Annotated in this window: 19 protein-coding genes; 10 read left to right on the top strand and 9 right to left on the bottom strand. The window is 74.6% G+C overall.

Annotation, left to right across the window (positions count from 1 at the left end):
• Positions 1-17: 17 nt before the first annotated feature.
• Together ABWI07_RS35270 and ABWI07_RS35265 are read right to left on the bottom strand one after the other, a co-directional pair.
• The gene (locus tag ABWI07_RS35270) at positions 18-593 is read right to left on the bottom strand and encodes a TetR/AcrR family transcriptional regulator (protein ID WP_353821230.1); all 576 of its coding nucleotides are present in this window, start codon (positions 591-593) and stop codon (positions 18-20) included.
• A gap of 41 nt (positions 594-634) precedes the next feature.
• Positions 635-1,618: an alpha/beta hydrolase gene (locus ABWI07_RS35265; RefSeq protein ID WP_353821229.1), complete on the bottom strand. Its 984-nt coding sequence runs from the start codon at positions 1,616-1,618 to the stop codon at positions 635-637.
• Between the two features lie 114 nt (positions 1,619-1,732).
• On the opposite strand from ABWI07_RS35265, the gene ABWI07_RS35260 reads away from it, so the two are divergent.
• The 3 genes from ABWI07_RS35260 (at position 1,733) to ABWI07_RS35250 (ending at position 4,952) form a co-directional block, all read left to right on the top strand.
• The gene (locus ABWI07_RS35260; protein ID WP_353821228.1) at positions 1,733-2,338 is read left to right on the top strand and encodes a TetR/AcrR family transcriptional regulator; all 606 of its coding nucleotides are present in this window, start codon (positions 1,733-1,735) and stop codon (positions 2,336-2,338) included.
• Between the two features lie 79 nt (positions 2,339-2,417).
• Entirely contained in the window at positions 2,418-3,914 is a 1,497-nt protein-coding gene (locus tag ABWI07_RS35255; RefSeq protein WP_353821227.1) for an MDR family MFS transporter, read from the top strand.
• A 9-nt stretch (positions 3,915-3,923) separates the two neighbouring features.
• On the top strand, positions 3,924-4,952 hold the full coding sequence (locus ABWI07_RS35250) for an Lrp/AsnC family transcriptional regulator (RefSeq protein WP_353821226.1): 1,029 nt from the start codon (positions 3,924-3,926) through the stop codon (positions 4,950-4,952).
• Positions 4,953-5,046: 94 nt separating this feature from the next.
• Here ABWI07_RS35250 and ABWI07_RS35245 read toward each other — a convergent pair whose 3' ends face one another.
• The 6 genes from ABWI07_RS35245 to ABWI07_RS35220 form a co-directional block, all read right to left on the bottom strand.
• Positions 5,047-5,925, bottom strand: coding sequence for a VOC family protein (locus ABWI07_RS35245; protein WP_353821225.1), 879 nt, complete (start codon positions 5,923-5,925; stop codon positions 5,047-5,049).
• A gap of 143 nt (positions 5,926-6,068) precedes the next feature.
• Positions 6,069-6,944: an SDR family NAD(P)-dependent oxidoreductase gene (locus tag ABWI07_RS35240; RefSeq protein WP_353821224.1), complete on the bottom strand. Its 876-nt coding sequence runs from the start codon at positions 6,942-6,944 to the stop codon at positions 6,069-6,071.
• An 8-nt stretch (positions 6,945-6,952) separates the two neighbouring features.
• On the bottom strand, positions 6,953-8,506 hold the full coding sequence (locus tag ABWI07_RS35235; RefSeq protein ID WP_353821223.1) for a class I adenylate-forming enzyme family protein: 1,554 nt from the start codon (positions 8,504-8,506) through the stop codon (positions 6,953-6,955).
• 3 nt (positions 8,507-8,509) lie between these two features.
• Positions 8,510-9,736, bottom strand: coding sequence for a thiolase family protein (locus tag ABWI07_RS35230; protein WP_149264085.1), 1,227 nt, complete (start codon positions 9,734-9,736; stop codon positions 8,510-8,512).
• 25 nt (positions 9,737-9,761) lie between these two features.
• The gene (locus ABWI07_RS35225; protein WP_149264084.1) at positions 9,762-10,247 is read right to left on the bottom strand and encodes a hemerythrin domain-containing protein; all 486 of its coding nucleotides are present in this window, start codon (positions 10,245-10,247) and stop codon (positions 9,762-9,764) included.
• A gap of 115 nt (positions 10,248-10,362) precedes the next feature.
• Positions 10,363-11,259: an alpha/beta hydrolase gene (locus ABWI07_RS35220; protein WP_149264083.1), complete on the bottom strand. Its 897-nt coding sequence runs from the start codon at positions 11,257-11,259 to the stop codon at positions 10,363-10,365.
• A 97-nt stretch (positions 11,260-11,356) separates the two neighbouring features.
• Between ABWI07_RS35220 and ABWI07_RS35215 the strand changes: the two genes are divergently transcribed.
• A complete protein-coding gene (locus ABWI07_RS35215; protein ID WP_353821222.1) occupies positions 11,357-12,391 on the top strand; it encodes a PucR family transcriptional regulator in 1,035 nt (344 codons plus the stop codon).
• 72 nt (positions 12,392-12,463) lie between these two features.
• Positions 12,464-13,525 (top strand): SDR family oxidoreductase, encoded by a 1,062-nt coding sequence (locus ABWI07_RS35210; protein WP_353821221.1) that lies wholly within the window; start codon positions 12,464-12,466, stop codon positions 13,523-13,525.
• A gap of 3 nt (positions 13,526-13,528) precedes the next feature.
• Here ABWI07_RS35210 and ABWI07_RS35205 read toward each other — a convergent pair whose 3' ends face one another.
• On the bottom strand, positions 13,529-14,290 hold the full coding sequence (locus tag ABWI07_RS35205) for an IclR family transcriptional regulator (RefSeq protein ID WP_353821220.1): 762 nt from the start codon (positions 14,288-14,290) through the stop codon (positions 13,529-13,531).
• Between the two features lie 107 nt (positions 14,291-14,397).
• Between ABWI07_RS35205 and hutH the strand changes: the two genes are divergently transcribed.
• The 5 genes from hutH to ABWI07_RS35180 all read left to right on the top strand — a co-directional run bounded on the left by hutH (position 14,398) and on the right by ABWI07_RS35180 (position 23,020).
• The gene (hutH, locus tag ABWI07_RS35200; protein ID WP_353821219.1) at positions 14,398-15,942 is read left to right on the top strand and encodes a histidine ammonia-lyase; all 1,545 of its coding nucleotides are present in this window, start codon (positions 14,398-14,400) and stop codon (positions 15,940-15,942) included.
• Positions 15,943-15,953: 11 nt separating this feature from the next.
• Entirely contained in the window at positions 15,954-17,609 is a 1,656-nt protein-coding gene (hutU, locus tag ABWI07_RS35195; protein ID WP_353821218.1) for a urocanate hydratase, read from the top strand.
• Positions 17,610-17,623: 14 nt separating this feature from the next.
• Positions 17,624-18,823, top strand: a complete 1,200-nt coding sequence (locus ABWI07_RS35190; RefSeq protein WP_353821257.1) for an allantoate amidohydrolase — start codon at positions 17,624-17,626, stop codon at positions 18,821-18,823.
• A gap of 10 nt (positions 18,824-18,833) precedes the next feature.
• Entirely contained in the window at positions 18,834-20,204 is a 1,371-nt protein-coding gene (locus tag ABWI07_RS35185) for a formimidoylglutamate deiminase (protein ID WP_353821217.1), read from the top strand.
• 77 nt (positions 20,205-20,281) lie between these two features.
• On the top strand, positions 20,282-23,020 hold the full coding sequence (locus tag ABWI07_RS35180; protein ID WP_353821216.1) for an AAA family ATPase: 2,739 nt from the start codon (positions 20,282-20,284) through the stop codon (positions 23,018-23,020).
• Positions 23,021-23,084: the final 64 nt, after the last annotated feature.

Genomic DNA, 23,084 nt, shown 5'->3' with positions numbered 1-23,084 from the left:
CGAAGCACCCGGCGGCGCTAGGTCGGACGGCCGTCGGCGAAGTGTGTCAGCAGCATCTCGACCAGGGCGGTGACGTCCGCGTCCGCCATCGGCTCGCCGGTCATGCCCATCCGGTGCAGCAGGGTTCCGACGGCGACGTCGATGAAGAGCAGGATCCGGTCCTCCGGCTCGCCGAGCGCGTCCTGGAGCGCGGTCCTGTAGGGGGCCTGGAGCCGCGAGGACAGGACCTCGCGCAGGTCCGGGTCGCTGACGGCGTCGCTGAACACGCCCGCGAACGCGTCCCCCACGCCCGGCTCGGCGATCTTCGCCGCGATCCAGCGGACGGCCGAGGACATGAGCTCGGCCCGCCCGGTGCCCTCCAGCGGCACCGGGCCGAACGCGTCGAGCAGGCAGTCGACGATCAGCGCGCCCTTCGACGGCCAGCGACGGTAGATCGTCGTCTTGGCGACGCCGGCCGCGGCGGCGATGCGGTCGACGGTGGCGCGCGCGTAGCCGAGCTCCCGCACCGTGGTCAGCGTCGCGGCGAACACCACCGCGTTGACGCCGGAGCGCGGGCGGCCCGGTGGCCGGGCGGAAGCGGTCGCTGGTGGCACCCCCAGACGATACCCGTCGCGCCCCGGCGCCGATCAGCGGTTCAGCGCTCCCGCGTGCCGGGCGGATTCGATGCGGGGCGCAACCGGTGGCGCAGGAAGGCGAGGATCTCGCGACGTGCGGGCCGGGCGTCCGGGATCAGGCCGGGCATGCTGAGGAACCCGTGGATGGCCCCGGGGTAGCAGGCCACGCGGGCGTCCGTGCCGTCCGCGCGGAGCCGTTCGACGTAGCGGCGGCCGTGGTCGTCCCCGGGATCCAGCGCGCCGGTGACGACCAGCGCGGGCGGCAGGTCGGCGAGATCGTCGAACTTCACCGGGGACACCGTGCGCGGGTCGAGGGTCGGCGGGACGCTCAGCCTGCGGGCCGTGCGCCATTCGGACACCGACAGCCCGGGGTTCCCGGAGTTCGCGGCGACCGACGGGTAGTCGGCCATGGTGTCGGTCCAGTCCGTGCTCGGGTAGCAGAGCACCTGGGCGTGCAGGGGCGGGCCGTTCTTGCGGGCGCGCAGCGCGACCAGCGCGGCGAGGGTGCCGCCGGAGCTCTCGCCGAGGACCGCGACGGCCGCGGGGTCGATGCCCCAGCCGAAGGGGTCGTCGACGAGGGCGGCGAGCGCGTCGTAGGCGTCGTCGAGGGGCGCCGGCAGAGGGTGCTCCGGGGCGAGGCGGTACTCCACCGACACCACCACCGCCGGGCAGCGGGCCGCGAGGCGGCTGTTGAGCCAGTCGTTCTGCGCCGGGGTGCCCACGATGAAGCCGCCGCCGTGGAGCGAGAGGATCAGCGGCAGCCCCGGGCCGGCGTCCTTGGGGCGGTGCACTCGCAGCCTCAGGCGGCGGCCCGGCAGGTCGATGGTGCGCTCCTCGATGCGGGCGCCCCGGTCGGGCAGGCCGGTGATGATCCGTACCGCGCGGGACGCCCGCAGCCGGTTGACCTTCGCGCGCGCGGCGATCACCTGTTCGTCGGTGAGCGCCTCCCAGTCCACCTTGTCCCTGAGGACGATGCGGGCGCGCAGTGGAGCCTTGGCCGTCATGATGACCTCCTCATATTTACGATACCAATAGTAGCGTAATAGGGATGGCCGGTCCGCGCGGGGTGTCCCGGGTTGCGATGGCGCAGGTCGTATGTAAATGTTTACTGCATGTCGGTGAGCAAGGCTTCCCTCCTGGCCGCCGCGGCGGAGGAGTTCGCCCAGTACGGCCTTCGGGGCGCGCGCGTCCAGGCGATCGTCAAGCGGGCCGGTGTCAACGAGCGGATGATCTATCACCACTTCGGCAGCAAGGAGGGCCTGTACAGGGCCGTCCTCGAGGACCAGATGGCCGCGCTGCACGACGCGTGGCACCCGGCTCTGGAGAAGGCGCGGGCCCTCGCGCCCTACGAGGGCGTGACCGCGGCGCTCGGCGCGCTTGCCGAAGCCCTCTCGGGGCGTCCCGTCCTGATCGGTCTGTGGCTTCACGAGTCCCTGGGCGGGTGGAAGACCCTCCCGCTGCCCTCGGCCGACACGCTTCCGGCGGAGCTGCGCGAGCTGTACGAACGCGGCCAGCATGAGGGGGTCTTCCGCGGCGACCGGCCGTTCGAGATCGCTTGGGGCATCGCGATGAGCGCCCTCATCGGGGGCGTGGTGCTGGCGCGGCGCGGAGACGCTCTGGCGGCGGAAAGAGGCATCGACTTCACCGCGGCCGAGACGCGCCGGCTGGTGCTGGAGCAGTTGCTGGACGGCATGACCGGCTCCAGGCGATCCCTGGAGGAGTAGCGAGTCCGCCGCTCGGAGAGCGCCCGCTCTTCGCGCGACCTGCGCAGTAAATATTTACTGAAATGGAGGGCCCAGTCCCATGACCGTGTCCGCGAAAGCGGTCGAGGAGCCGGGCGGCGGGCGCCTGCCCGCCCGGCTCGTCCTGCTCATGATCACGATCGCGCTGGGGTCGATCATGATGCAGCTCGACGCGACGATGACCAACATCGCCTACGACACGCTGCTCAAGCAGTTCGACAGCTCGTTGCTCACCATCCAGTGGATCACCACCGGGTACCTGCTCGCGATGGCCGCGGTCATGGCCCTGTCCGGGTGGGCCCTGGAACGGTTCGGCGCCCGGAAGATGTGGATCACCTGCATCTCGCTGTTCCTGGTCGGGTCCGTCCTGTGCGGCACCGCCTGGGACGTCTACAGCCTCATCGGGTTCCGGGTGGTCCAGGGGCTCGGCGGCGGCATGGTGCTCCCGCTCGGCATGGCGATCCTCGCCCAGGAGGCCGGGCCCGCCCGGCTCGGACGGGTCATGGGGGTGATGGGCGTCCCCTCCGCGCTCGGGCCGGTGCTCGGGCCGGTGCTGGGCGGCGTCATCGTCGACGACTGGGACTGGCGCTGGATCTTCTTCATCAACGTCCCGGTGTGCATCGCCGCCATGGTGATGGCCTGGCGCGTCATGCCCACGCGGACGTCGCCGGGCGCCGGGCGGCTCGACGTGCTCGGCCTCCTGCTGCTCTCGCCCGCCTGCGCCGTGGTCGTCTTCGGGCTCACCGAGGCCAGCAGGTACAGGTCGTTCGCCGACCGGCACGTCGTCCTTCCGCTGGCCGTGGGGGCGGTGCTCCTGGCGGCGTTCTGCCTGCACGCCCTGCGTGCCCGCGATCCGATCCTCGATCTGCGGCTGCTGAAGGTCCGCAGCTTCATGTCGTCCTCCGCCGTGCTGTTCTTCGCCAGCGTGGCCCTGTTCGGCGCGGTGGGCGTGCTTCCGCTGTACTCCCAGCAGGTCCGCGGCCACAGCGCCCTGGAGGCCGGCCTGCTGCTGGTCCCGCAGGGCGTCGGGATGGCCGCCTCGCTGATCGCGGTGGGCAAGCTCGCCGACCGGGTCGCCGCCCGCGTCCTGGTCATCGGCGGCCTGGTGCTGACGGGTGCGGGCGCCCTGGTCTTCACCCGGCTCGGCGCCGAGAGCAGCGAGGTCCTGCTGAGCGCGGCGCTCCTGGTCAACGGCTGCGGCATGGGCGCGGTGATGGTGCCGGCGATGGCGGCCGCCATCCGCGACGTCCCCGGGCCGGCGATCCCGCGGGCCAGCGCGGCGAACAGGATCATCATGCAGATCGGTTCGTCGTTCGGGGCCGCGGTCCTGCTCATCGTCGCGCAGGGACGCCTCGAGGAGCTGATCGCGTCGAAGCACGTCACCCCCGACGGGCTCGCGGGCGCCTACGGCCGCACCTTCTGGTGGGTACTCGGCTTCGTCGCCGTCTCGATCCTGCTCGCGCTCCTCATCCCCGCCCGGGCGTCCCAGTCCGAGCCGGCACGGCCGCGATCCGAGCAGGCCGGATCACCGCGCGTCGAGGATGTCCCGGACGTCTAGGTTGTGAGAATGGAGACGGCTGCTCTGGACGGGCTGGACCGGGCGATCGTCCACGCGCTGCACGTGGACGGGCGTGCGAGCTTCAGCCGGATCGCGGCCGTGCTGGAGGTGTCGGACCAGACGGTGGCGCGGCGCTACCGCAGGCTGCGCACGACCGGCGCGCTGCGCGTGGTGGGCCGGCCGGTGGCGCAGCGGATGGGCTGGGTGGAGTGGGTGCTGCGCATCCAGGCCCTGCCCGAGGCGGCCAACGCGATCGCGGACGCGCTGGCACGCAGGGACGACACGTTGTGGGTCAGCCTGACCTCGGGCGGCACGCAGATCGTCTGCGTCGTGCAGGCGCGGGACCGGCGGCGCCGCGACGCGCTGCTGCTCGGGCAGCTCCCGCGGACGCCGCAGGTGACCGGGATCAGCGCGCACTGCGTGCTGCGGGTGTTCGCCGGAGGCCCGACCGGGTGGCACGGCCGGACCGACGCGCTCACGCCCGCGCAGGTCGCCGAGCTGGCCCCCGACCTCGACGATCGCCAAGGCGAGGCCGTCGTCCTGACCGAGGAGGACGAGCAGTTGCTGAGCGTGCTCCTCCAGGACGGGCGGGCGGGCTACACGGACCTGGCCAAGGTGATCGGCGCCTCGGAGATGACCGCCCGGCGCAGGCTGGACCACCTGCGCCGGACCGGGGCGGTCTTCTTCGACGTGGACATCGACCCGCTGCTGCTGGGCTACGACACGGTGGCCATGCTGTGGCTCACCGTCGAGCCGTCCGCGCTGCGGCGGACCGCCGACGCGCTGGCCGCGCATCCCGAGGCCGCCTTCGTGGCGGCGACCACGGGGCCGACGAACCTGCTGGTGTTCGCCGCCTGCCGCGACGTGTCGGCGCTGTACGACTACCTGGAGGCGGGGATCGGCGCGCTCCCGGGCGTCCGCCAGGTGGAGAGCGCGCCGATCATCCGCAGCAGCAAGAGGATCGGGGCGGCCATGGGAAGTGATGGACCCCGGACCGACGGCCGTAGCGGCCTCGCCCCGGTGAGCCGCCGCGGATGAAGGCGGTCCCCGCCTCCTGGACGCGGTCGGCCAGGCGCCGAGAGCCGCGGTGCCGTCCCGAAGCAGAGCCCGCGTAAGGCGCCTGCGGTCGCCATCAACGCACCTGCTGGAATGCGAGCGCCGCGCCCCGCGCCTGGGCCGCGCCGACGAAGAAGCCTCCACCCGGCAGGTCCCGCGCGACGAAGCCGTTGCCCTCCACGAGCGTCCGCGCGGCGCCGAGGTCGCCGACCGCCACCGTCTGGGCCGCCATGTACGGCAGGGCGGGGACGTCCTCACCGGGCAGCACCTCGCCGAAGGCGGAGACCGTGACGATCTCCACCCGCCCCAGCGCCAGCCGCAGCACCCGGCTCGGCCCCTCGGCGGCCGCGGGCACGTCCAGGATGCGCGCGTAGCGGTCCGCGGTGGCGGCCAGCTCGCCGTCGTCGACCACCAGCAGGACGCTCTCCAGATGCGTCGCGCCGTTGGCGTGCTCCAGGTACCGGGGCTGGTGGATCAGCTCCGGCGTCAGGTGCCGGGCCGCGTGGACCAGGCCCTCGGGGGTGAGCGACCGCTCCAGGTGGACGGCCTGGAACCGGGCGGTGGCGGTGCCGCCGGGGGTCTCCACATCGCGCTGGAGCGGCAGCACTCCCGAGGAGGACAGGCCCGCCCGGCGCAGCCGCTCCTCGGCCGCCTCCGCGTCCACGCAGCCGAACGAGTAGCCGTGCAGGCCCTCGTACTCGGCGATCAAGGGGCGGATGTTCCACGGGTCGACGCTTCCGTCGCCGAAGAGGCCGAGCAGTTCGAGGTAGTTCTGTCCGAACAGGGCGCAGCGGTTGCCGGCGCCCATGGGCCTGCGCTCGCCGCCGGGCCGGTCGGAGCCCATGTGCATCGACAGCGGGCTCAGGGTGAAGCCCAGGGCTTCGTAGGCCGCGGCGGTGGCGTCCATGTCGGTGGTGTAGAGGACGGAGTGGTCGATCCGGTCGATGTCGGTCATGTGCCAAGCGTCCGCGCCGCCCCCTCGCCGCCCCAGCCGCCCGTCGGAAACCGAGGATTTCCGACGCCCGGGCCCCTGCCGGTGGGGGAACGGCACGCCGCGGCCGTGCACCCGGCGGCGGGGGGAGGCGGGGTGGCGGCCGGTCATGCGAAGCCGAGCGCGACTCCTCCGTCCACGACGAGCTCGATCCCGGTGACGTACTTCGACCGGTCGCCTGCGAGGAACAAGGCCGCCTCCGCCACGTCCCACGGCGTGCCCATGTGACCCATCGGCACCTGGGCGTCCCGCTTCGCCCACATGGCCTCGATGTCGGGGCTGTCGTAGGCGTCGGCGAGCATCGCCGTGGCCACCATCGGCGTCTTCATGAGGCCGGGGAGCACCGCGTTCACCCGGACCCGCCGCCGGGCCCACTCGCGCGCGGTCATCCGCGTCAGGTGGTTGAGCCCGGCCTTGCTCGCGTAGTAGCTCGCGTACGGCACGCCGCTCCAGCGGATCCCGGTGACCGAGGAGATGTTGACGATGGAGCCGCCGCCCTGCTCGACCATGTGCGGGATGACGTGCTTCATCGTGAGGAAGGCCCCCTTGAGGTTGACCGCGAGGACCCGGTCCCAGTCGGCCTCGTCGAGGTCGGTGACGCCGCCCACCGCTCCGATGCCGACGTTGTTGTCGAGCACGTCGAGGTGCCCGTGCGCGTCTACGACGGCGCCGACGACGGCGCGGACCTGCGCCTCTTCGGTGACGTCGAGCTCGACCGCCTCCGCGGCCCCGCCCTCCTCCCGGATCAGGCGGACGGTCTCGCGCGCCGACGCGAGGTCGATGTCGGCGCAGACCACGGTCGCGCCCTCGCGTGCGAACGTCAGCGCGGTCGCGCGGCCGTTGCCCATCCCCTCGCCGACGCAGCCGGCGCCGACGACCAGCGCGACCTTGCCCGCCAGTTCGTCCCTGCCCGCCAGTTCGTCCCTGCCCGCCAGTTCGCCCCTGCCCGCCGGTTCGCTTCCGGTGGTTCTCGGTTCCGTCATGATGCTCCTCAGATCCTTGTTCGTGTGCCGGCCCAGAACCCCTCGCGGATCTCCCGCTTGAGGACCTTGCCGTTGCCGCTGCGCGGGAGCCGCTCCATGAAGACGACCTTCTTGGGCGTCCGGACCGGGCCGAGCCGCTCGCGGCACCGGGCGATCAGTTCGGCCTCCCCGACGTCGTGTCCGGCCTTGAGCTCGACCACGGCCGTCACGGCCTCGCCCCAGTCCGGGTCGGGAGAGCCGACCACGGCGCAGTCGCGCACCGCGGGGTGGCTCCAGATCACCTGCTCGACCTCGCTCGGGTGGACGTTGAAGCCGCCCGAGATGATGAGGTCCTTCTTGCGGTCGGTGATGTGGAGGTAGCCCTCGGCGTCGCGGTGCCCGAGGTCGCCGGTGTGCAGCCAGCCGTCGACGATCGTCTCCGCGGTGCGCTCGGGGTCCTTGTAGTAGCCCTTCATCACCAGGTCGCCCCGGACGCAGATCTCGCCCGTGCGGCCCTGCGGCACCTCCGTCCCGTCCTCGTCGAGGATCGCCACCGTGGCCAGCGGGTAGGGGCGGCCGCACGAGCGCAGCCTCTCCTCGGACGCCGTCTCGCCGCCGGCCAGGTGCTCGTCGGGCCGGAGGAACGAGATCGCCGCGATGGCCTCCGTCTGGCCGTAGCCGCCCAGGAAGACGGGACCGAGCCGCTCGATGCCGGCGCGCAGCCTGTCGGTCGACATCGGCGCCGCGCCGTACACCAGGTAGCGGAGGGACGAGGTGTCCGCCGCCCGGTGCTCCAGCGTCTCCAGCAGGCGGTACACCGCCGTCGGCGGGAGGAACAGCTCCGTGACCGCGTGCCGTTCGACGGCGTCGAGGACGGCGTCCGGCGTCGCGCGCGGGACGATGACCACCGTGCCGCCGCGCGCGGTCGTCTGCAGGCTGAAGAGCCCGGCCGTGTGCGTCATCGGGGCGGCGGCGAGGTTGACGACGGGCGCCCCCGCCGGATAGGTCAGCGCCATCATCTGGTGGGCGACCATCACCGACAGGGAGCGGTGGGTGTTCATCACGCCCTTCGGCTCGCCGGTCGTCCCGCCGGTCGGCGACACGGCGACCACGTCGTCCATGGCGAAGCGGACGGGCGGCGGCGTGTCCGGCCGGCCGGCGGTCCAGTCCTCCAACGCGAGGTCGCCGGTACCGGCCGCGAGGGCCACGTAGAGGCCGACTCCCGGCGAGGCGGCCTTCATCTCGGCGACCTGGTCGGCGAGGTCGGGGTGGTAGAAGAGCACCTCCACGTCGAAGCGCCGCAGCAGCCCGATGTTCTCGCTCACCGGAGTGGCCGGGTTCAGGGGCACCCACGCCGCGCCGGCGCGCCACGCCCCGAGCACGCAGATCCACGCGGACGGCGAGTTCGGGGACAGGACGGCGACCTTGGACTCGCGCCGTGCTCCCGCGCCCAGCAAGGCGTGGGCGATCCGGCACGACAGCGCTCCCGCCTCGTCGAAGGTCCACACCTCGTCGTCGGACCGGTAGGCGACCCCCGTCGGGTCGATCGCCCGGCCGCGGTCGAAGAAGTCGATGACGGCCATCTCTCACGCCCTCCCGAGGACGGTCACGCAGGTGACGGCCTCTTCGCCGCGGTGGAAGCCCCCGCCGTTCTCGGCGACGGCGATCCGGGCGCCCTCCACCTGGCGGGGCCCCGCGGTCCCGCGCAGCTGCTCGGTGAGCTCGAAGATCTGTCCGAGCCCGCTCGCCGCGAGGGGGTGGCCCTTGGACTCCAGGCCGCCGGAGGGGTTCACCGGCAGCCGGCCCCCGAGGGCGGTCTCGCCCCGCAGGGCCGCCGGTCCGCCCTCGCCGGGCGGAACCAGACCGAGCATCTCGGTCTGGAGCACCTCGCCGAAGGCCGTGGCGTCGTGGACCTCGGCCACGTCCACGTCGTCCGGGCCGACCCCGGCCTGTTCGTAGGCGCGTGCGGACACCGAGCGGCTCTGGTGGCCCTCGAAGGTGCGCGGGTCCCGATCCGTCCCGGTGCCGATCGCGGTGGCGAGGACCTCGACCCTCTTCGCCGCCCCCAGCCGCCGCAGCCCGGCCTCACCGCAGACGACGACCGCCGCGGCCCCGTCGGTGATCGGCGCGCACATCGGAACGGTGAGCGGGTACGCCAGCCTCCGCGCCGCCAGCACGTCCGCCACCGTCATCGGCCTGCGGTGGTGTGCCCGCGGGTTCGCGGCGGCGTGGCCGTGGTTCTTGGCCGCGACCGCCGCGATCTGCTCCTGGGTCGTGCCGTACACGCGCATGTGGTTGCGCGCGACCGCGGCGTAGACGTCCATGAAGACCGAGCGGGGCCCGAGGCCGTCCACGTCGACGTCTCCGCCGAGTTCCTTCAGGGTGCGGGCGAGCGCGGCGGGATCGGACACGTCGTAGGCGCCGTCGAACACCGCCATGGTGCGCGCGGGGTCGTCGACGTTCATCCGCTCCACCCCGACGGCCAGGGCCACGTCCGCGGCTCCCGCCCGGATCCGGTCCACGGCGAGCGCGAACGCGGTGGCGCCGGTGGCGCAGGCGTTCTCGACGTTCACGACGGGGATCCGCTGGACGCCCATCGCGCGCAGTGCGATCTGGCCCGGGACCATGTGCTGCCCTTCGAGGGCGCCCTGGGTGGCGGTGCCGAAGAACGCGGCGTCCAGAGCGCCGACGGTGGCGCCGCAGTCTTGCAGCGCGTCGGCGACGGCCCAGCGGGTGAGGTCGCCGACGCTTTTGCCGCGATGCCTGCCGAACGGTGTCATCCCGACACCTGCGATCCAGACGGGAGTTGGCACGGTCGTCCTTTCGACGGGGGCGGGCTCAGTGGACGGGGAGGTTCGTCAGGGAGTTGAGGACCGGTACCAGGTAGTGCTCTTCGCGGTCGAGGTGGGTCAGGAGCTCGACCGACAGCCGTTCCAACTCGGCGTGGAAGCCGGGGGCGAGCGGGGTTTCGGTGGCCTTGCGGAGGTCGTTCAGGAGGGTGGCCATGTGCCGGTGGTCGGACGCGAGGCGGTCCAGCACCTCGGACAGTTCGGGGTGCTCCTGCGACAGGAACGGGAAGATCGCGCTGTCCTCGGTGGTGTGGTGGTCGTGCAGCGCTTCGCAGAACGTCACGCAGTGGCTGCGGAGCCGGTCCGGCAGGGCGAGCGGGCCGGCGGCGCCGCCGTCGGCGGGGAGCCGTGCCGCCTCCTCCCGCAGGGCGGCGATGTCGCGGCGGAGCTCGTCGTGGAGCGCGATCAGATGGTCGCCGAAGGCGGTCAGGCGGGAGTGCTCGGAGCCGGCGGCGGTGTGCGCGTGGTCGGGCATGAGAGGATTCCTCGTCTTTGTTTTCGGGCAGGCGGAACAGACCCGGCGGCGCGGGTGGCGTGCGCGGGGGCTCAGGCGGTCAGGGCGCGGACCTCAGTCGGCCGGCGTGCGGCGTTCAGTCGGCCAGAGCGCGGCGCAGGGCGGCGGCGAGGGCGGCGATCTGGCGCTGCGACACATCGGCGGACAAGATCGCCTGCGACCCGTGGAAGGTGCCGGGCCACTGGTGCAGCTCGACCGACACGCCCGCCTGCAGAAGGCGGACGGCGTAGTCGATGCCCTCGTCGCGGACGGGGTCGAACTCCGCGGTGGCGATGTAGGCGGGAGGCAGGCCGGCCAGGTCGGTGGCCCGCCCCGGGGCGGCGTACGTGGTGGCGGGCGCGCCCCCCAGGTAGTGCCCCCATGCCAGGGCGACCTTGTCGCGGTCGTGCCAGGGCGTGTCGGTGAAGGTGCGCTGCGACCAGGTCTCCTGCCGGTCGTCGAGTCCCGGCTCGTTGAGCAGCTGGAAGCGGATCGGCGGTCCCTGCTCGTCCCGCGCCCGCAGCGCCACCGCGGCCGCCAGGCACGCTCCGGCGCTGTGCCCGCCGACCGCGATCCGGCCCGGGTCGACGCCGAGGTCGTCCGCGTGCTCGGCCGTCCAGGCCAGCACGGCGTAGGCGTCGTCGAGCGCGGCCGGGAACCGGCTCTCCGGGGACCGCCGGTAGTCCACCGAGACCACCACCGCTCCCGAGCCGTCGGCGATGCGGGAGGCCCACGGGTGCTCGGTGTCCAGGTCGCCGAAGACGAACCCGCCGCCGTGCAGCCAGACGACGGCGCCCCGGGCGTCGCGCGGGCGGTAGATCCGCACGGCCACGTCCGGGTCCGCGGGCACCGTGCGGTTTTCGAGCCGCATGTCCGGGACGTCCGGTGCCGGACGCGCGGCGGCGCGCTCGGCGAAGCTCTTGCGCGCGCCGACGGGGTCGGTCAGGTCGGTGTCCGGGAGGAAGGGGATGAACGCTTCGAGCTCGGGATCCATGCCGGTAATCCTCACCGTCGCCGCCCGGCCGGCACATCCGCCATCCGTCGCGCATCCCGCATGGATCGCGCGCCGACCGGCGCTTATCCTCGTGCCCATGGAGGCCCTGGTCGAACGGTTGTCCGGATTGGACCCGCAGGTCGACGGCGTGATCCGCGTCGTCATGTTCTACGACACGCTGATGCGACGGCGGGTCGACCTGCCGGCGCTCGCCCGTGCCTCGGCGGGCCTGGCCGAGTGCGTCGCCGGGATCCGGCTGCACAGCACGGGGCGGGTGATCCGCGTCGCCCCCGACGGCGCGAACGCCTCCGGCCCACCGGCGCCCGCGTCCACCACGGCGCCGGTCGTCCTGGACGAGGAGGAGATCGGCACGGTCTGGCTGGAACGCCCCGGACCGCCCGGCCCGCTCGACGAGGCGGTCCTGGACCGCCTCGCCATCGCCGCCGCCGCGGTCTTCGAGAGGTACGGCCCGGAACGCACCACCATGGCCGACCCCGCCCTGGTCGAGCTGGTGATCAGCCCCGGCGCCGACGAGGCGGCCAGGGCCCGGGCGCTGCGGCTGCTGGGCTTCGCCGCCGACCTGCCCGTCCGCGTCGCCGCCGTCCGGTCGCCGCTTCCCCTCGACCGGATCGGCACCCTGGTCTGCCCGGGCCGGCCGGTGAAGGCGGCGCCGGTCGCCGACGTCGGCGTCATCCTGGCGACCACCCTCGACGCGGCCCGGTTCCCGGCGGGCGTGCGCGCGGGCGTCGGCGCCGCGGAACGGCCCGACCACGCCTGGCGCGAAGCCCGTACCGCCCTGCGCTTCACCGGCACGCGCGAACCCGTCGTCCGCTACGAGGACCTGGGCGCGCTGGCCCTGCTCGCGCGGATCCCTTCCGGCGCCGCGCGCGACAACGCCGATGTGGCCGCGATCGCCCGGCTGGCCGGCAACCCGGACGAGCTGAACACCCTGGACGCCTACTGCGCCACCGGCTCCCTGCGCCAGGCCGCCGACCGGCTCCACCTGCACCACAGCAGCGTCGCCCGCCGGCTCGACCAGCTGGCGAAGACGCTCGGCATCGACCTCACCGAACCGGCTGGACTCACCCGCGCCAGGCTCGCCCTCACCATGTGGCGCCTCCTCGACGACTGATTCTCTTCGGCCGGGGAGTCGGCCCGGCGGTCGCGGCTCGACAAAATAGGTAGACCGGTCTAGTTTGTCGCCATGACGTTCAGTGCGGGCGAGACCGGCGGTGCCTTGGTCTTCGGGGCTACGGGGTTCATCGGGCGGTGGCTGGTGGCGGAGCTGCTGGGCCGGGGGCGGACGGTCGCCGTGGCCGTTCGGGGTGGAGCCGACCGCGGTGAGGAGCTGCGTGGGTGGCTGCGGGAGCACGGGGTCGACGCGCGGGGGCTCGTGGTCGTGGACGCCGACATCACCCGGCCGGGTCTGGGACTGGGCGAGGGAGATCGCGAGCGGCTGGAAGGCGTGCGGGACGTCTTCAACGCCGCCGCCCTCTTCCGGTTCGGGTTGGGGCGCGAGGAGGCTCGGCGCGCGAACGTCGACGGTGCCGTGAACGTCGTGCGGTGGGCAGCCGGGCTTCCTCGGCTGCGGCGGCTCGTCCATGTGTCCGGGTATCGGGTCGCCTCTGCCGGCACGCTCACCTATCCGGTGGCGGCGAAGGAGCTGGACGCGCTGTACCGGCGGCTGGGCGCCTACGAGGCGTCGAAGCTCGAAGGGGACGCGGCGGTACGGGCCGTCTCGGAAGAGGAAGGCGCTCCCCTCACCGCGGTGCATCCGGCGACCGTGATCGGGCATTCGGTCACGGGTGAGGCCGGGCAGTACATCGGACTGGCCGAGCTGGTCCGGGACCTCTGGGCGGGGCGCCTGCCCGCGCTGGCCGGGTCGCGGCGCACGTTCGTCCCCGTGGTCACCGTCGATCACCTGGCGCGCTTCATGGCCGCCGTCCCCGAGTACGACGAGGGGCCGTACCGCGCCCACCGGGTCCTGGACGGCGCCACGCCGAACCTGCACGAGCTGGTCGGGCTCCTGGCGCGGCACCTGGGCGTGCGCCCTCCCCGGATGATGCTGCCGGTCGGGCTGGTGCGGCGGCTGCCGCGCGCGCTCACCGGCGTCGAACCCGAGACGCTCTCCTTCCTGTCCGAGGAGCGGTACGACACGTCCTCGGCCGACGCGCTGGCCAAGGAGGCCGGGCTGAGCCATCCGCCCGTGGAGGACGCGCTGCGCCGCTGGGGCGATCGGCTGGTCGCCGACCGTTTCGGGAGCTAGCGGTCAGGTCGGGGGGCGGCCCGTGAGCCGGGTGGTCAGGGCGGCGGCCGTGGCGCGGACGTGGTCCGCCAGGGCGGGCCACGCGGGTTCCGGGTGGTCCTCGCGGCGGAACGTCACCGTGATCGCGGCGGTGGGATGGCCGGTGTGGTCGAAGGCGCAGGCGGCGATGCTGGCGAAGCCCTCGGTGATGTGGCCGTCCTCGACCGCCCAGCCCCGGCGGGCGTCCTCGGCGAGGATGCGGCGCAGGTCGCGCAGGGACGACGGGCCGCGGCCGGTGCGGTCCACGAAGCGGCCGGGGAACAGGGCCCTGACCTGCGCGGGCGGCAGGTAGGCCAGGATCGACCGGCCGCTGGCGGTGAGCTGGGCGGGCATCCGGACGCCCACGTCGGTGACCAGGGTGGCGTGCCGGGGCGGCTGCTCCTTCAGCAGGTAGAGGGTCTCGGCGCCGTGCAGGACGCCGAGCTGCGCGATCTCGCCCACGCGGTCGACCAGGCGGCGCAGCAGGGGGCGTGCCAGGCGCTCCAGGGGCTCGTGGCGCAGGTAGGCGGAGCCGATCTCGAAGGCGGCGACGCCGAGGCCCCAGCGGCGCTCCTCGGGGATGTAGGTGACGAAGCCGTCCTCGGCCATCGCGGTGAGCAGGTGGTAGGCGCTGGAGCGCGGCAGGTCGAGGGAGCGGGCGATCGCCGAGGCGGGCAGGGGGCCGGGCGCGCCCGCCAGGAGGCGCAGCACCGCGAGCGCGCGGCGGGCGGCCGGGACCTGGCTCATGCTCCGATTGTCTCGTATACGAGACACAGAGCGCGGTCCGGGGCTGGGGCGGAGGCCCCGGAGGCGCTCCAATGGTGGGTATGGGTTTGGTGGGTAGGGGGTTTGGCATGGGGGACGCAGGCGTCGAGGTCGGGCCGGAACCGCTGGCGTTCGATCAGGTCGTGGCGGTCGCGCGGGACGGTGCGGAGGTGGCGCTGTCCGACGGGGCGCTCAAGCTGATCGGTGAGGCGCGGGCCCACATCGAGGAGCTGTCGGCCCGTCCGACGCCGGTCTACGGCGTCTCGACGGGCTTCGGAGCGCTCGCCACCCGGCACATCGCGCCCGAGATGCGGGCGCAGCTCCAGCTGAACATCGTCCGGTCGCACGCGGCGGGGTCGGGGGCCGAGGTCGAGCGGGAGGTCGTCCGGGCGCTGATGCTGCTCAGGCTCCGGACGCTCGCCACGGGACGGACCGGCGTCCAGCCCGTCACCGCCGGGACCCTGGCCGAGCTGCTCAACGCGGGCATCACCCCGCAGGTCTTCGAGTACGGGAGCCTCGGCTGCTCCGGCGACCTCGCGCCGCTCGCCCACGTGGCCCTGGCGCTGATCGGCGAGGGGTCGGTCCGGGACGCCTCCGGCGAGCTGAGGCCGGCGGCCGACGCCCTGCGGGACGCGGGCATCACGCCGGTCAAGCTCGGCGCCAAGGAGGGGCTCGCCCTCCTGAACGGCACGGACGGGATGCTCGGCATGCTCGTCCTCGCCATCCACGACCTGAGGAGGCTGCTCACCGCCGCCGACGTCGCCGCCGCGATGAGCGTCGAGGCGCTGCTCGGCACCGACCGCGTCTTCGCCGCCGACCTGCAGAACCTGCGGCCCCATCCCGGCCAGGCCGCGTCGGCCGCGAACCTGCGGGCGCTGCTGGCCGCCTCGGAGATCATGGAGTCGCACCGCGGGCCCGACTGCACCCGCGTGCAGGACGCCTACTCGCTGCGCTGCGCCCCGCAGGTGAACGGCGCCGCCCGCGACACCCTCGCGCACGCCGAACTCGTGGCGGGACGGGAGCTGGCGTCCGCCGTCGACAACCCCGTCGTCCTCCCGGACGGGCGGGTCGAGTCCAACGGCAACTTCCACGGCGCCCCGATCGCGTACGTGCTGGACTTCCTCGCGGTCCCGGCCGCCGACGTCGCCTCGATGTCGGAGCGCCGCACCGACCGGATGCTCGACAAGGGACGCTCCGCCGGGCTGCCCGCCTTCCTCGCCGACGACCCGGGCGTCGACTCCGGCCACATGATCGCCCAGTACACGCAGGCCGCGATCGTGTCGGAGCTGAAGCGCCTCGCCGTCCCCGCGAGCGCCGACTCGATCCCGAGCTCGGCCATGCAGGAGGACCACGTCTCGATGGGGTGGAGCGCGGCCCGCAAGCTGCGCCGCGCCGTGGACGGGCTCGCCCAGGTGGTCGCCGTCGAGATCCTCACCGCCGCGCGGGCGCTGGATCTGCGCACGCCGCTGCGGCCCGGCCCGGCCACCGCCGCCGTGGTCGCCGAGCTGCGCGAGGCGGTCCCGCCGCCCGGCCCGGACCGCTACCTCGCCCCCGAGATCGCCGCCGCGACCGCGCTGGTCCGGGACGGCTCACTGGTCGCCGCCGCCGAGGCCGTCACCGGCCCGCTGTCCTGAAGGAGTCGTACATGTCCGGTCCCCGTCCCGTCCGCGCCCCGCGCGGCACCTCGCTGACCGCCGCCAAGGGCTGGCCGCAGGAGGCCGCCCTGCGCATGATCCAGAACAACCTCGACCCCGAGGTCGCCGAGCACCCCGACGAGCTGGTCGTCTACGGCGGGTCCGGGAAGGCGGCCCGGAACTGGGACGCCTTCGACGGCATCATCCGGTCGCTGTCCGACCTGGAGGGGGACGAGACGCTGCTCGTCCAGTCCGGCAAGCCGGTCGGGATCTTCCGGACGCACGAGTGGGCGCCGCGCGTGCTGATCGCGAACTCCAACCTCGTCCCGCAGTGGGCGACGTGGGAGGAGTTCCGCCGCCTTGAGTCGCTCGGCCTGACGATGTTCGGGCAGATGACCGCCGGGTCGTGGATCTACATCGGGACGCAGGGGATCCTCCAGGGAACCTACGAGACGTTCGCCGCCGTCGCCGAGAAGCGGTTCGGCGGCACCCTCGCCGGGACGATCACGCTCACCGCCGGGCTCGGCGGGATGGGCGGCGCGCAGCCCCTCGCCGTCACGATGAACGGCGGCGTCGCGATCTGCGTCGAGTGCGACCCGTCCCGGATCGAGCGCCGGGTGGCGCACCGGTACTGCGACGTGCAGGCGGGTTCGCTGGACGAGGCGCTCCGGCTCGCGGAGGAGGCCAAGGCCGAGCGCCGGCCGCTGTCGATCGCGGTGCTGGGCAACGCCGCCGACATCGTCCCCGAACTGCTGCGGCGCGGCGCCCCGATCGACATCGTCACCGACCAGACCAGCGCGCACGACCCGCTGATGTACCTGCCGAGCGGCGTCGCGTTCGAGGACATGGCCGCCGAGCGCGACAAGGACCGGGACCGCTTCATCGCCAAGGCCCGCACCTCGATGGCCGCGCACGTCGAGGCCATGGTCGGCTTCCAGGACGCGGGCGCCGAGGTGTTCGACTACGGCAACTCCATCCGCGGTGAGGCGCAGCTCGCGGGCTACACGCGCGCGTTCGAGTTCCCCGGGTTCGTGCCCGCCTACATCCGGCCGCTGTTCTGCGAGGGCAAGGGGCCGTTCCGGTGGGCGGCGCTGTCGGGCGACCCGAAGGACATCGCCCGCACCGACAAGGCGATCCTCGACCTGTTCCCCGACAACGAGCCGCTGAGCCGGTGGATCCGGATGGCGGGGGAGAAGGTCCATTTCCAGGGCCTGCCGTCGCGGATCTGCTGGCTCGGCTACGGCGAGCGCGACAAGGCGGGCGAGGTGTTCAACGACCTCGTCGCGCGCGGCGAGATCAGCGCCCCGATCGTGCTCGGCCGCGACCACCTCGACTGCGGCTCGGTCGCCAGCCCGTACCGGGAGACCGAGGGCATGAAGGACGGGTCCGACGCGATCGCCGACTGGCCGCTGCTGAACGCCATGCTCAACACCGCCTCCGGCGCGACGTGGGTCTCCATCCACCACGGTGGCGGGGTCGGCATCGGCCGGTCCATCCACGCCGGGCAGGTCTGCGTCGCCGACGGGACGGCCCTCGCCGGGGAGAAGCTCCAGCGCGTCCTGACCAACGACCCGGGCACCGGCGTCATGCGGCACGTCGACGCCGGCTACGAGCGGGCCGCCGAGGTCGCCGACGAGCGCGGGGTGCGCATCCCGATGCGGTCGTGAGGGGCGGTCCGGTCGTGGGCTTCGAGGAGATGTGGGCGGAGCTGCTGCCCGTCGGCCGGGACGCGGCGACCGGCGGCTACCACCGGTTCGCGTGGACGCCGCCCGAGCTGGAGTGCCGCGCCTGGTTCGCGGGCGAGGCGCGCCGCCGCGGCCTCGACCTCGAACACGACCCCAACGGGAACATGGTCGCCTGGTGGTACCCGGAGGACGGGACCCGCGCGGACGCCGTCCTGACCGGCAGCCATCTCGACTCCGTGCCCGGCGGGGGAGCGTTCGACGGGCCGCTCGGCATCGTGTCGGCGTTCGCGGCGGTCGACCTGCTCCGCGAGCGCGGCGTCCGGCCCGCCCGTCCGATCGGCGTCGGGGCGTTCGCCGAGGAGGAGGGCGCCCGGTTCGGGGTGGCCTGCCTCGGCTCCCGGCTGCTGGCCGGCGCGATCGACCCGGACCGGGCGCGCGGCCTCACCGACGCCGACGGGCACACCTTCGCCGAGGTGGTGCACAACGCCGGGCTCGACCCGCACGCGATCGGCCCCGACGAGGACCTCCTCGGGCGGATCGGCTGCTACGTCGAGCTCCACGTCGAGCAGGGCCGTGCGCTGGAGGGGCCGGTCGGCGTCGCGAGCGCGATCGTGCCGCACGGCCGGTGGCGGTTCGGCTTCGCGGGCGAGGGCAACCACGCCGGGACGACCGGGCTGCCCGACCGGCGCGACCCGATGCTGCCGTTCGCGCACATGGTCATCGCCGCGCGGGAGGCCGCCGAGCGCAACGGGACCGTCGCGACGGTCGGGAAGGTCCGGGTGGAGCCGAACGGCGTCAACGCGATCCCGTCGGCCGTCACCGCCTGGCTCGACGCCCGGGGCCCCGCCGACGACGCCGTCCGCCGGACGGTGAAGGAGGTCGACGAGGCCGCGCGGGTCGCGGCGCGCCCGCACCGGGTGAGCGTCGACCTCGCCGAGGAGTCCTACACCGAGATCGTCGACTTCAACCTGGCGCTGCGCGACCGCGTCCGCGCGGTGCTCGGCGGCGTGCCCGTCCTGCCGACCGGCGCCGGGCACGACGCGGGCGTCCTGTCGGCCCGGCTGCCGACCGCGATGCTGTTCGTGCGGAACCCGACCGGGGTGTCGCACGCGCCCGAGGAGTTCGCCGAGCCGGCCGACTGCCTGGCCGGGGTCGAGGCCCTCGCCGCGGTACTGGACGACCTGGCGCGCGGGTAGGGATTCCGATATGCAGTGGCATGCCCAGTTCGCCTGGCTAGGCGACGGCGTCGCGCCCGACGTGCTCATCGAGGCCGACGGCGAGCGGATCACACGCATCACCCCCGGAGTCCCGGCGGCGCCGGGCGCCCAGCGCCTTCCCGGCCTCACCCTGCCGGGCCTCGCCAACGCCCACTCCCACGCGTTCCACCGCGCGCTGCGCTCCCGCGTCCAGGCGCACTCCGGGACGTTCTGGACGTGGCGCGAGCAGATGTACCAGGTCGCCGAACGGCTCGACCCGGGCTCCTACCGCGCCCTCGCCACGGCGGTGTTCGCCGAGATGGCCCTCGCCGGGATCAGCTGCGTCGGCGAGTTCCACTACCTGCACCACCGGCCGGGCGGCGCGCCCTACGGGGACCCGAACGCGATGGGCGAGGCGCTGATCGCCGCCGCGGCCGACGCGGGCATCCGGATCACCTTGCTCGACGCCTGCTACCTGACCGGCGGCATCGGCCGCCCGCTCGCCGGCCCGCAGCTGCGGTTCGGGGACGGCACCGCCGGGAACTGGGTGCGGCGCGTCGACACCCTGTACGAGCAGACCGGCAAGGCGGAGCGGCTCCATGCCCGCGTCGGCGCCGCGATCCACTCGGTCCGGGCCGTGCCGCGCGAGCAGCTGCACGCCGTCGCGTCGTGGGCGCGCGAGCACCGCGCCCCGCTGCACGTCCACCTGTCCGAGCAGCCCGCCGAGAACCGCGACTGCCTGGACGCCTACGGCATGACGCCGACGCGCCTGCTCGCCGAGGCCGGGGCGCTCGGCGCGCTCACCACCGCCGTGCACGCGACCCACCTCGCCGAGGAGGACATCGCCCTGCTCGGGACGACGATGACCGGCGTGTGCATGTGCCCGACCACCGAGCGGGACCTCGCCGACGGCATCGGCCCCGCCCGCGGCCTGGCGGACGCGGGCTCCCCGATCTGCCTCGGCTCCGACCAGCACGCCGTCGTCGACCTGTTCGAGGAGGCCCGCGCGGTCGAGCTGGACGAGCGGCTCCGCACCCGCGCCCGGGGCCACTGGACCGCAGGGGAACTGCTCGCCGCCGCGACGTCCAACGGCCACTACGGGCTCGGCTGGCCCGAGGCGGGACGGCTGGAACCCGGCGCCTACGCCGACCTCGTCACCGTCGCCCTCGACTCGGTCCGCACCGCGGGCGCCGCCCCGGACCACGCCGCCGAGGCCGCCGTCTTCGCCGCCACCGCCGCCGACGTGCGGCACGTCGTCGTCTCCGGCCGCCAGATCGTCCACGACGGCCGCCACCTGCTGGTCGAGGACGTGCCCGCCGCCCTGGCCGAGTCCATCGCCGCCGTCACCGCCGACCCGCCCACGGACCCCGGAACCGGCTGAGCCTCGATTCCAGGACGGGAACCGGCCGCCCCCCTTGCCTGCCGGCACGCGCCGTTTACGATCATGTAGTGGTCGATATGGGCACCCCTCCCATGTTGTACGGCAGGAGCGTCGAACAGGCGCGGATCGAACGGCTCATCGCGGGCGCGCGGACCGGGCGCGGCGGTGCCGCCGTCATCCGCGGCGCGCCGGGCATCGGCAAGACCGCGCTGCTCGACCACGCGGCGGACGCCGCGGACGGCACCCTGGCGCTGCGCTGCGCCGGATCCCCGTGCGAGGCGGGGCAGCCCTTCGCGGGCCTGGACCTCCTGCTGCGGCCCGTCCGGGACGGCTTCGACGCTCTCCCCGGCGCCGCCGCCGACCGCCTCCGCGCGCTGAGCGAGCCGTGCCCCGCCGGGGAGGTGGACCTCGTCCCCGTCCGCCTCGCCTTCCTCGCCCTGCTGCGCCGGATCGCCGGCGAGCGCCCGGTGCTCTGCCTGGTCGACGACGCGCAGTGGCTGGACCCGGCCTCGGCGGACGTGCTGGCGTTCGCCGCACGCCGCCTGGCCGCGGAGCCGGTCGCCCTGCTCGCGGCCGATCGCGGGGAGGAGACCTTCCGGTCGTCGGGGCTCCCGGACATCAGGCCGGACGCGCTGGAACCGCACGAGGCGGCCGCGCTGCTGCGCGACGGAGGCGGAGGGCTGAGCCCGCTCGCCGTGGAGCGCGTCGTCGCCGAAGCGGACGGCAACCCGCTCGCGCTGCGGCTCCTCGCCGGATGCCTCACCCCGGGCCAGCGCGCGGGGCGCATCAACCCGTTCACGTTCCACGACGGCACCCGCCCGATCCGCGGGCCCGTCCTGGACGAGGCGGCGGAGCGGCTCGACGCGCTGCCCGCCCGCACCCGGACCCTGCTGCTCGCGGCGGCGGCGGACGACGCCCGCGACGCCGCGCGGCTCGCGGCGGCCGCGTCCAGGCTCGGCGCGTCCGCCGCGGACCTGGCGCCCGCCGAACGCGCGGGCCTGGTCGAGGCGGCCGGGACGGCGGTGGCCTTCACGCACCCGCTCGTGCGGGCCGCCTCCTACCAGCACGCCACCGCGTCGGAGCGGCGCGCCGTCCATCGGGCGCTCGCGGACCGCGCCGGGCGCGAGGACCCCGAGGCGCGGGCCTGGCACCGGGCGGCCGCGGCCCTCGGACGCGGCGAGGACGTCGCGGCGGAGCTGGAGCGGGCGGGGGAGTGGTCCGGCGACCGGCGCGCCTACCTGTGCTACGCGCGGGCCGCCGAGCTGACCCCGGACGGCGGCGTCCGCGCCCACCGGCTCGCCGCGGCCGCGCGGTCGGCGAGCGAGGCGGGCCTGTTCGGCGCGGCGGCGGAGCTTGCGGCGCGGGCCGCCCCGCTCGCCGCCGACACGCTGACGCGCGCCGAGCTCGCACAGGTCGGCGCGGCGGTGGAGTTCGAGTGCGGCTCGCCGGGCCGGGCGGCGCGGACGCTGGTCGAGGGCGCCCTGCCGATCGTCCGCCGGGACCCGGCGGAGGCGCTGCTGATGCTGGCGGACGCCGTCCGGTGCGGATGGCACGCGGGCGATCCGGGGCTCGTGCGGGAGGCCGCGGACGCGCTGCGGGCCGTCCGGCCGCCCGGGCACTCGCCGGCGGCGGACCTGGCGCGGGCGGTCGCCGAGGCAGCGGGTCCGGCGGGCGGCGCCGGAGGCCTCGGCGGGCTGCTGGGCTCCCTGGCGGACGAACCCGGCCGCCGCCTCGCGGCCGCCTGCCTCGCCCTCGCGGACGGTGCGCACGAGGCCGCGTCCCGGTTCGCGCGGGACTGCCGCGACGCGGCCGGGCGGCTCCCCTACGCGCTGCAGGTCCTCGCCCACGCGCAGATCGACCGGGGACGCCACCGCGAGGCGCGCGAAGCCGCCGAGGAAGGGCTGCGGCTCGCGGGCGGGCGGCACCGCTCCGGCCACCTGAGCTGCCTCCTCGGCTGGCTGGCCGCCGTCGAGGGGGACGAGCGGCGCTGCGCGGACCTGGTCGCGGCCGGGACGGAGCACGCCCGCGCCGAGCGGATCACGCCGACCGTCTCCCTGGGGACTTGGGCGCTCGCCCTGCTCGACCTCGGGCACGGCCGCCACGACGAGGCGCTCGCCCGCCTGGAGGACGTCCCGGAGAGCGCGCCGGAGGCGGGGCCGGTCGCGACCGTCGTCCGCCAGGCGTCCGACCGGGTGGAGGCCGCCGTGCGGTGCAGGCGGCCGGAACGGGCACGGCGGCCCCTCGCCCTGCTCGAAGACCGGGCCGCGAAGCATCCCTCGCCGACCGCGCTGGCGCTCCTGGAGCGGTGCCGGGGCCAGCTCGCGCCCCGGGACGAGGCAGAGCACCACTTCGCGCGCGCGGCGGAACTGCTGGGCCGGGAGGGCGGCAACACCTACGAACGAGCTCGGACGGAACTGCTCTACGGCGAGTGGTTGAGGAGGGCGCGCCGCCGGGCCGAAGCCCACCGGCACCTGGCCCTGGCCGTGGAGCTGTTCACGACCGTGGACGCGCGGGTCTGGGCCGAACGCGCGAGGGCCGAACTCGGGGCCGCCGGGGTGGCCGGTCCCGCGGCGGGGGCGGACCGCGGTCCGGCGGGCGGCGGTCCGGGAGCCGGCGGCCTGACCCACCAGGAACTGCAGGTGGTGCGGTTGGCCGCCGCGGGCGCGACCAACCGGGAGATAGCGGCCCGGCTCTATCTCAGCCCGCGGACGGTCGGAAACCACCTCTACCGCGCGTATCCCAAGCTCGGCGTCAGGACCCGCGCGGAGCTTCGGCGGCTGGACTTCGGCGCGGGTTCCGGCCGCCCGGGCGAATGACACCCGGCGGGCGGCGCCTTCGCCGCCGTTCCGCCGCCGGTCATCCCCGGGAGTGCTCAACCGG

The sequence above is a fragment of the Actinomadura sp. NPDC000600 genome (assembly GCF_040492135.1).
In the GTDB taxonomy this organism is placed as follows: domain Bacteria; phylum Actinomycetota; class Actinomycetes; order Streptosporangiales; family Streptosporangiaceae; genus Spirillospora.
Note: the sequence above shows the minus strand (reverse complement) of the source record. Positions and strands in the feature narration are given on the sequence as shown.

Bases quoted from the DNA above. Each gene is read 5' to 3' on its own strand.
- ABWI07_RS35265 (WP_353821229.1), bottom strand. From the start codon at position 1,618: ATGACGGCCAAGGCTCCACTGCGCGCCCGCATCGTCCTCAGGGACAAG.
- ABWI07_RS35255 (WP_353821227.1), top strand. From the start codon at position 2,418: ATGACCGTGTCCGCGAAAGCGGTCGAGGAGCCGGGCGGCGGGCGCCTG.
- ABWI07_RS35250 (WP_353821226.1), top strand. From the start codon at position 3,924: ATGGAGACGGCTGCTCTGGACGGGCTGGACCGGGCGATCGTCCACGCG.
- ABWI07_RS35245 (WP_353821225.1), bottom strand. From the start codon at position 5,925: ATGACCGACATCGACCGGATCGACCACTCCGTCCTCTACACCACCGAC.
- ABWI07_RS35240 (WP_353821224.1), bottom strand. From the start codon at position 6,944: ATGACGGAACCGAGAACCACCGGAAGCGAACCGGCGGGCAGGGGCGAA.
- ABWI07_RS35235 (WP_353821223.1), bottom strand. From the start codon at position 8,506: ATGGCCGTCATCGACTTCTTCGACCGCGGCCGGGCGATCGACCCGACG.
- ABWI07_RS35225 (WP_149264084.1), bottom strand. From the start codon at position 10,247: ATGCCCGACCACGCGCACACCGCCGCCGGCTCCGAGCACTCCCGCCTG.
- ABWI07_RS35220 (WP_149264083.1), bottom strand. From the start codon at position 11,259: ATGGATCCCGAGCTCGAAGCGTTCATCCCCTTCCTCCCGGACACCGAC.
- ABWI07_RS35215 (WP_353821222.1), top strand. From the start codon at position 11,357: ATGGAGGCCCTGGTCGAACGGTTGTCCGGATTGGACCCGCAGGTCGAC.
- ABWI07_RS35210 (WP_353821221.1), top strand. From the start codon at position 12,464: ATGACGTTCAGTGCGGGCGAGACCGGCGGTGCCTTGGTCTTCGGGGCT.
- ABWI07_RS35205 (WP_353821220.1), bottom strand. From the start codon at position 14,290: ATGAGCCAGGTCCCGGCCGCCCGCCGCGCGCTCGCGGTGCTGCGCCTC.
- hutH (WP_353821219.1), top strand. From the start codon at position 14,398: ATGGGGGACGCAGGCGTCGAGGTCGGGCCGGAACCGCTGGCGTTCGAT.
- hutU (WP_353821218.1), top strand. From the start codon at position 15,954: ATGTCCGGTCCCCGTCCCGTCCGCGCCCCGCGCGGCACCTCGCTGACC.
- ABWI07_RS35185 (WP_353821217.1), top strand. From the start codon at position 18,834: ATGCAGTGGCATGCCCAGTTCGCCTGGCTAGGCGACGGCGTCGCGCCC.
- ABWI07_RS35180 (WP_353821216.1), top strand. From the start codon at position 20,282: ATGGGCACCCCTCCCATGTTGTACGGCAGGAGCGTCGAACAGGCGCGG.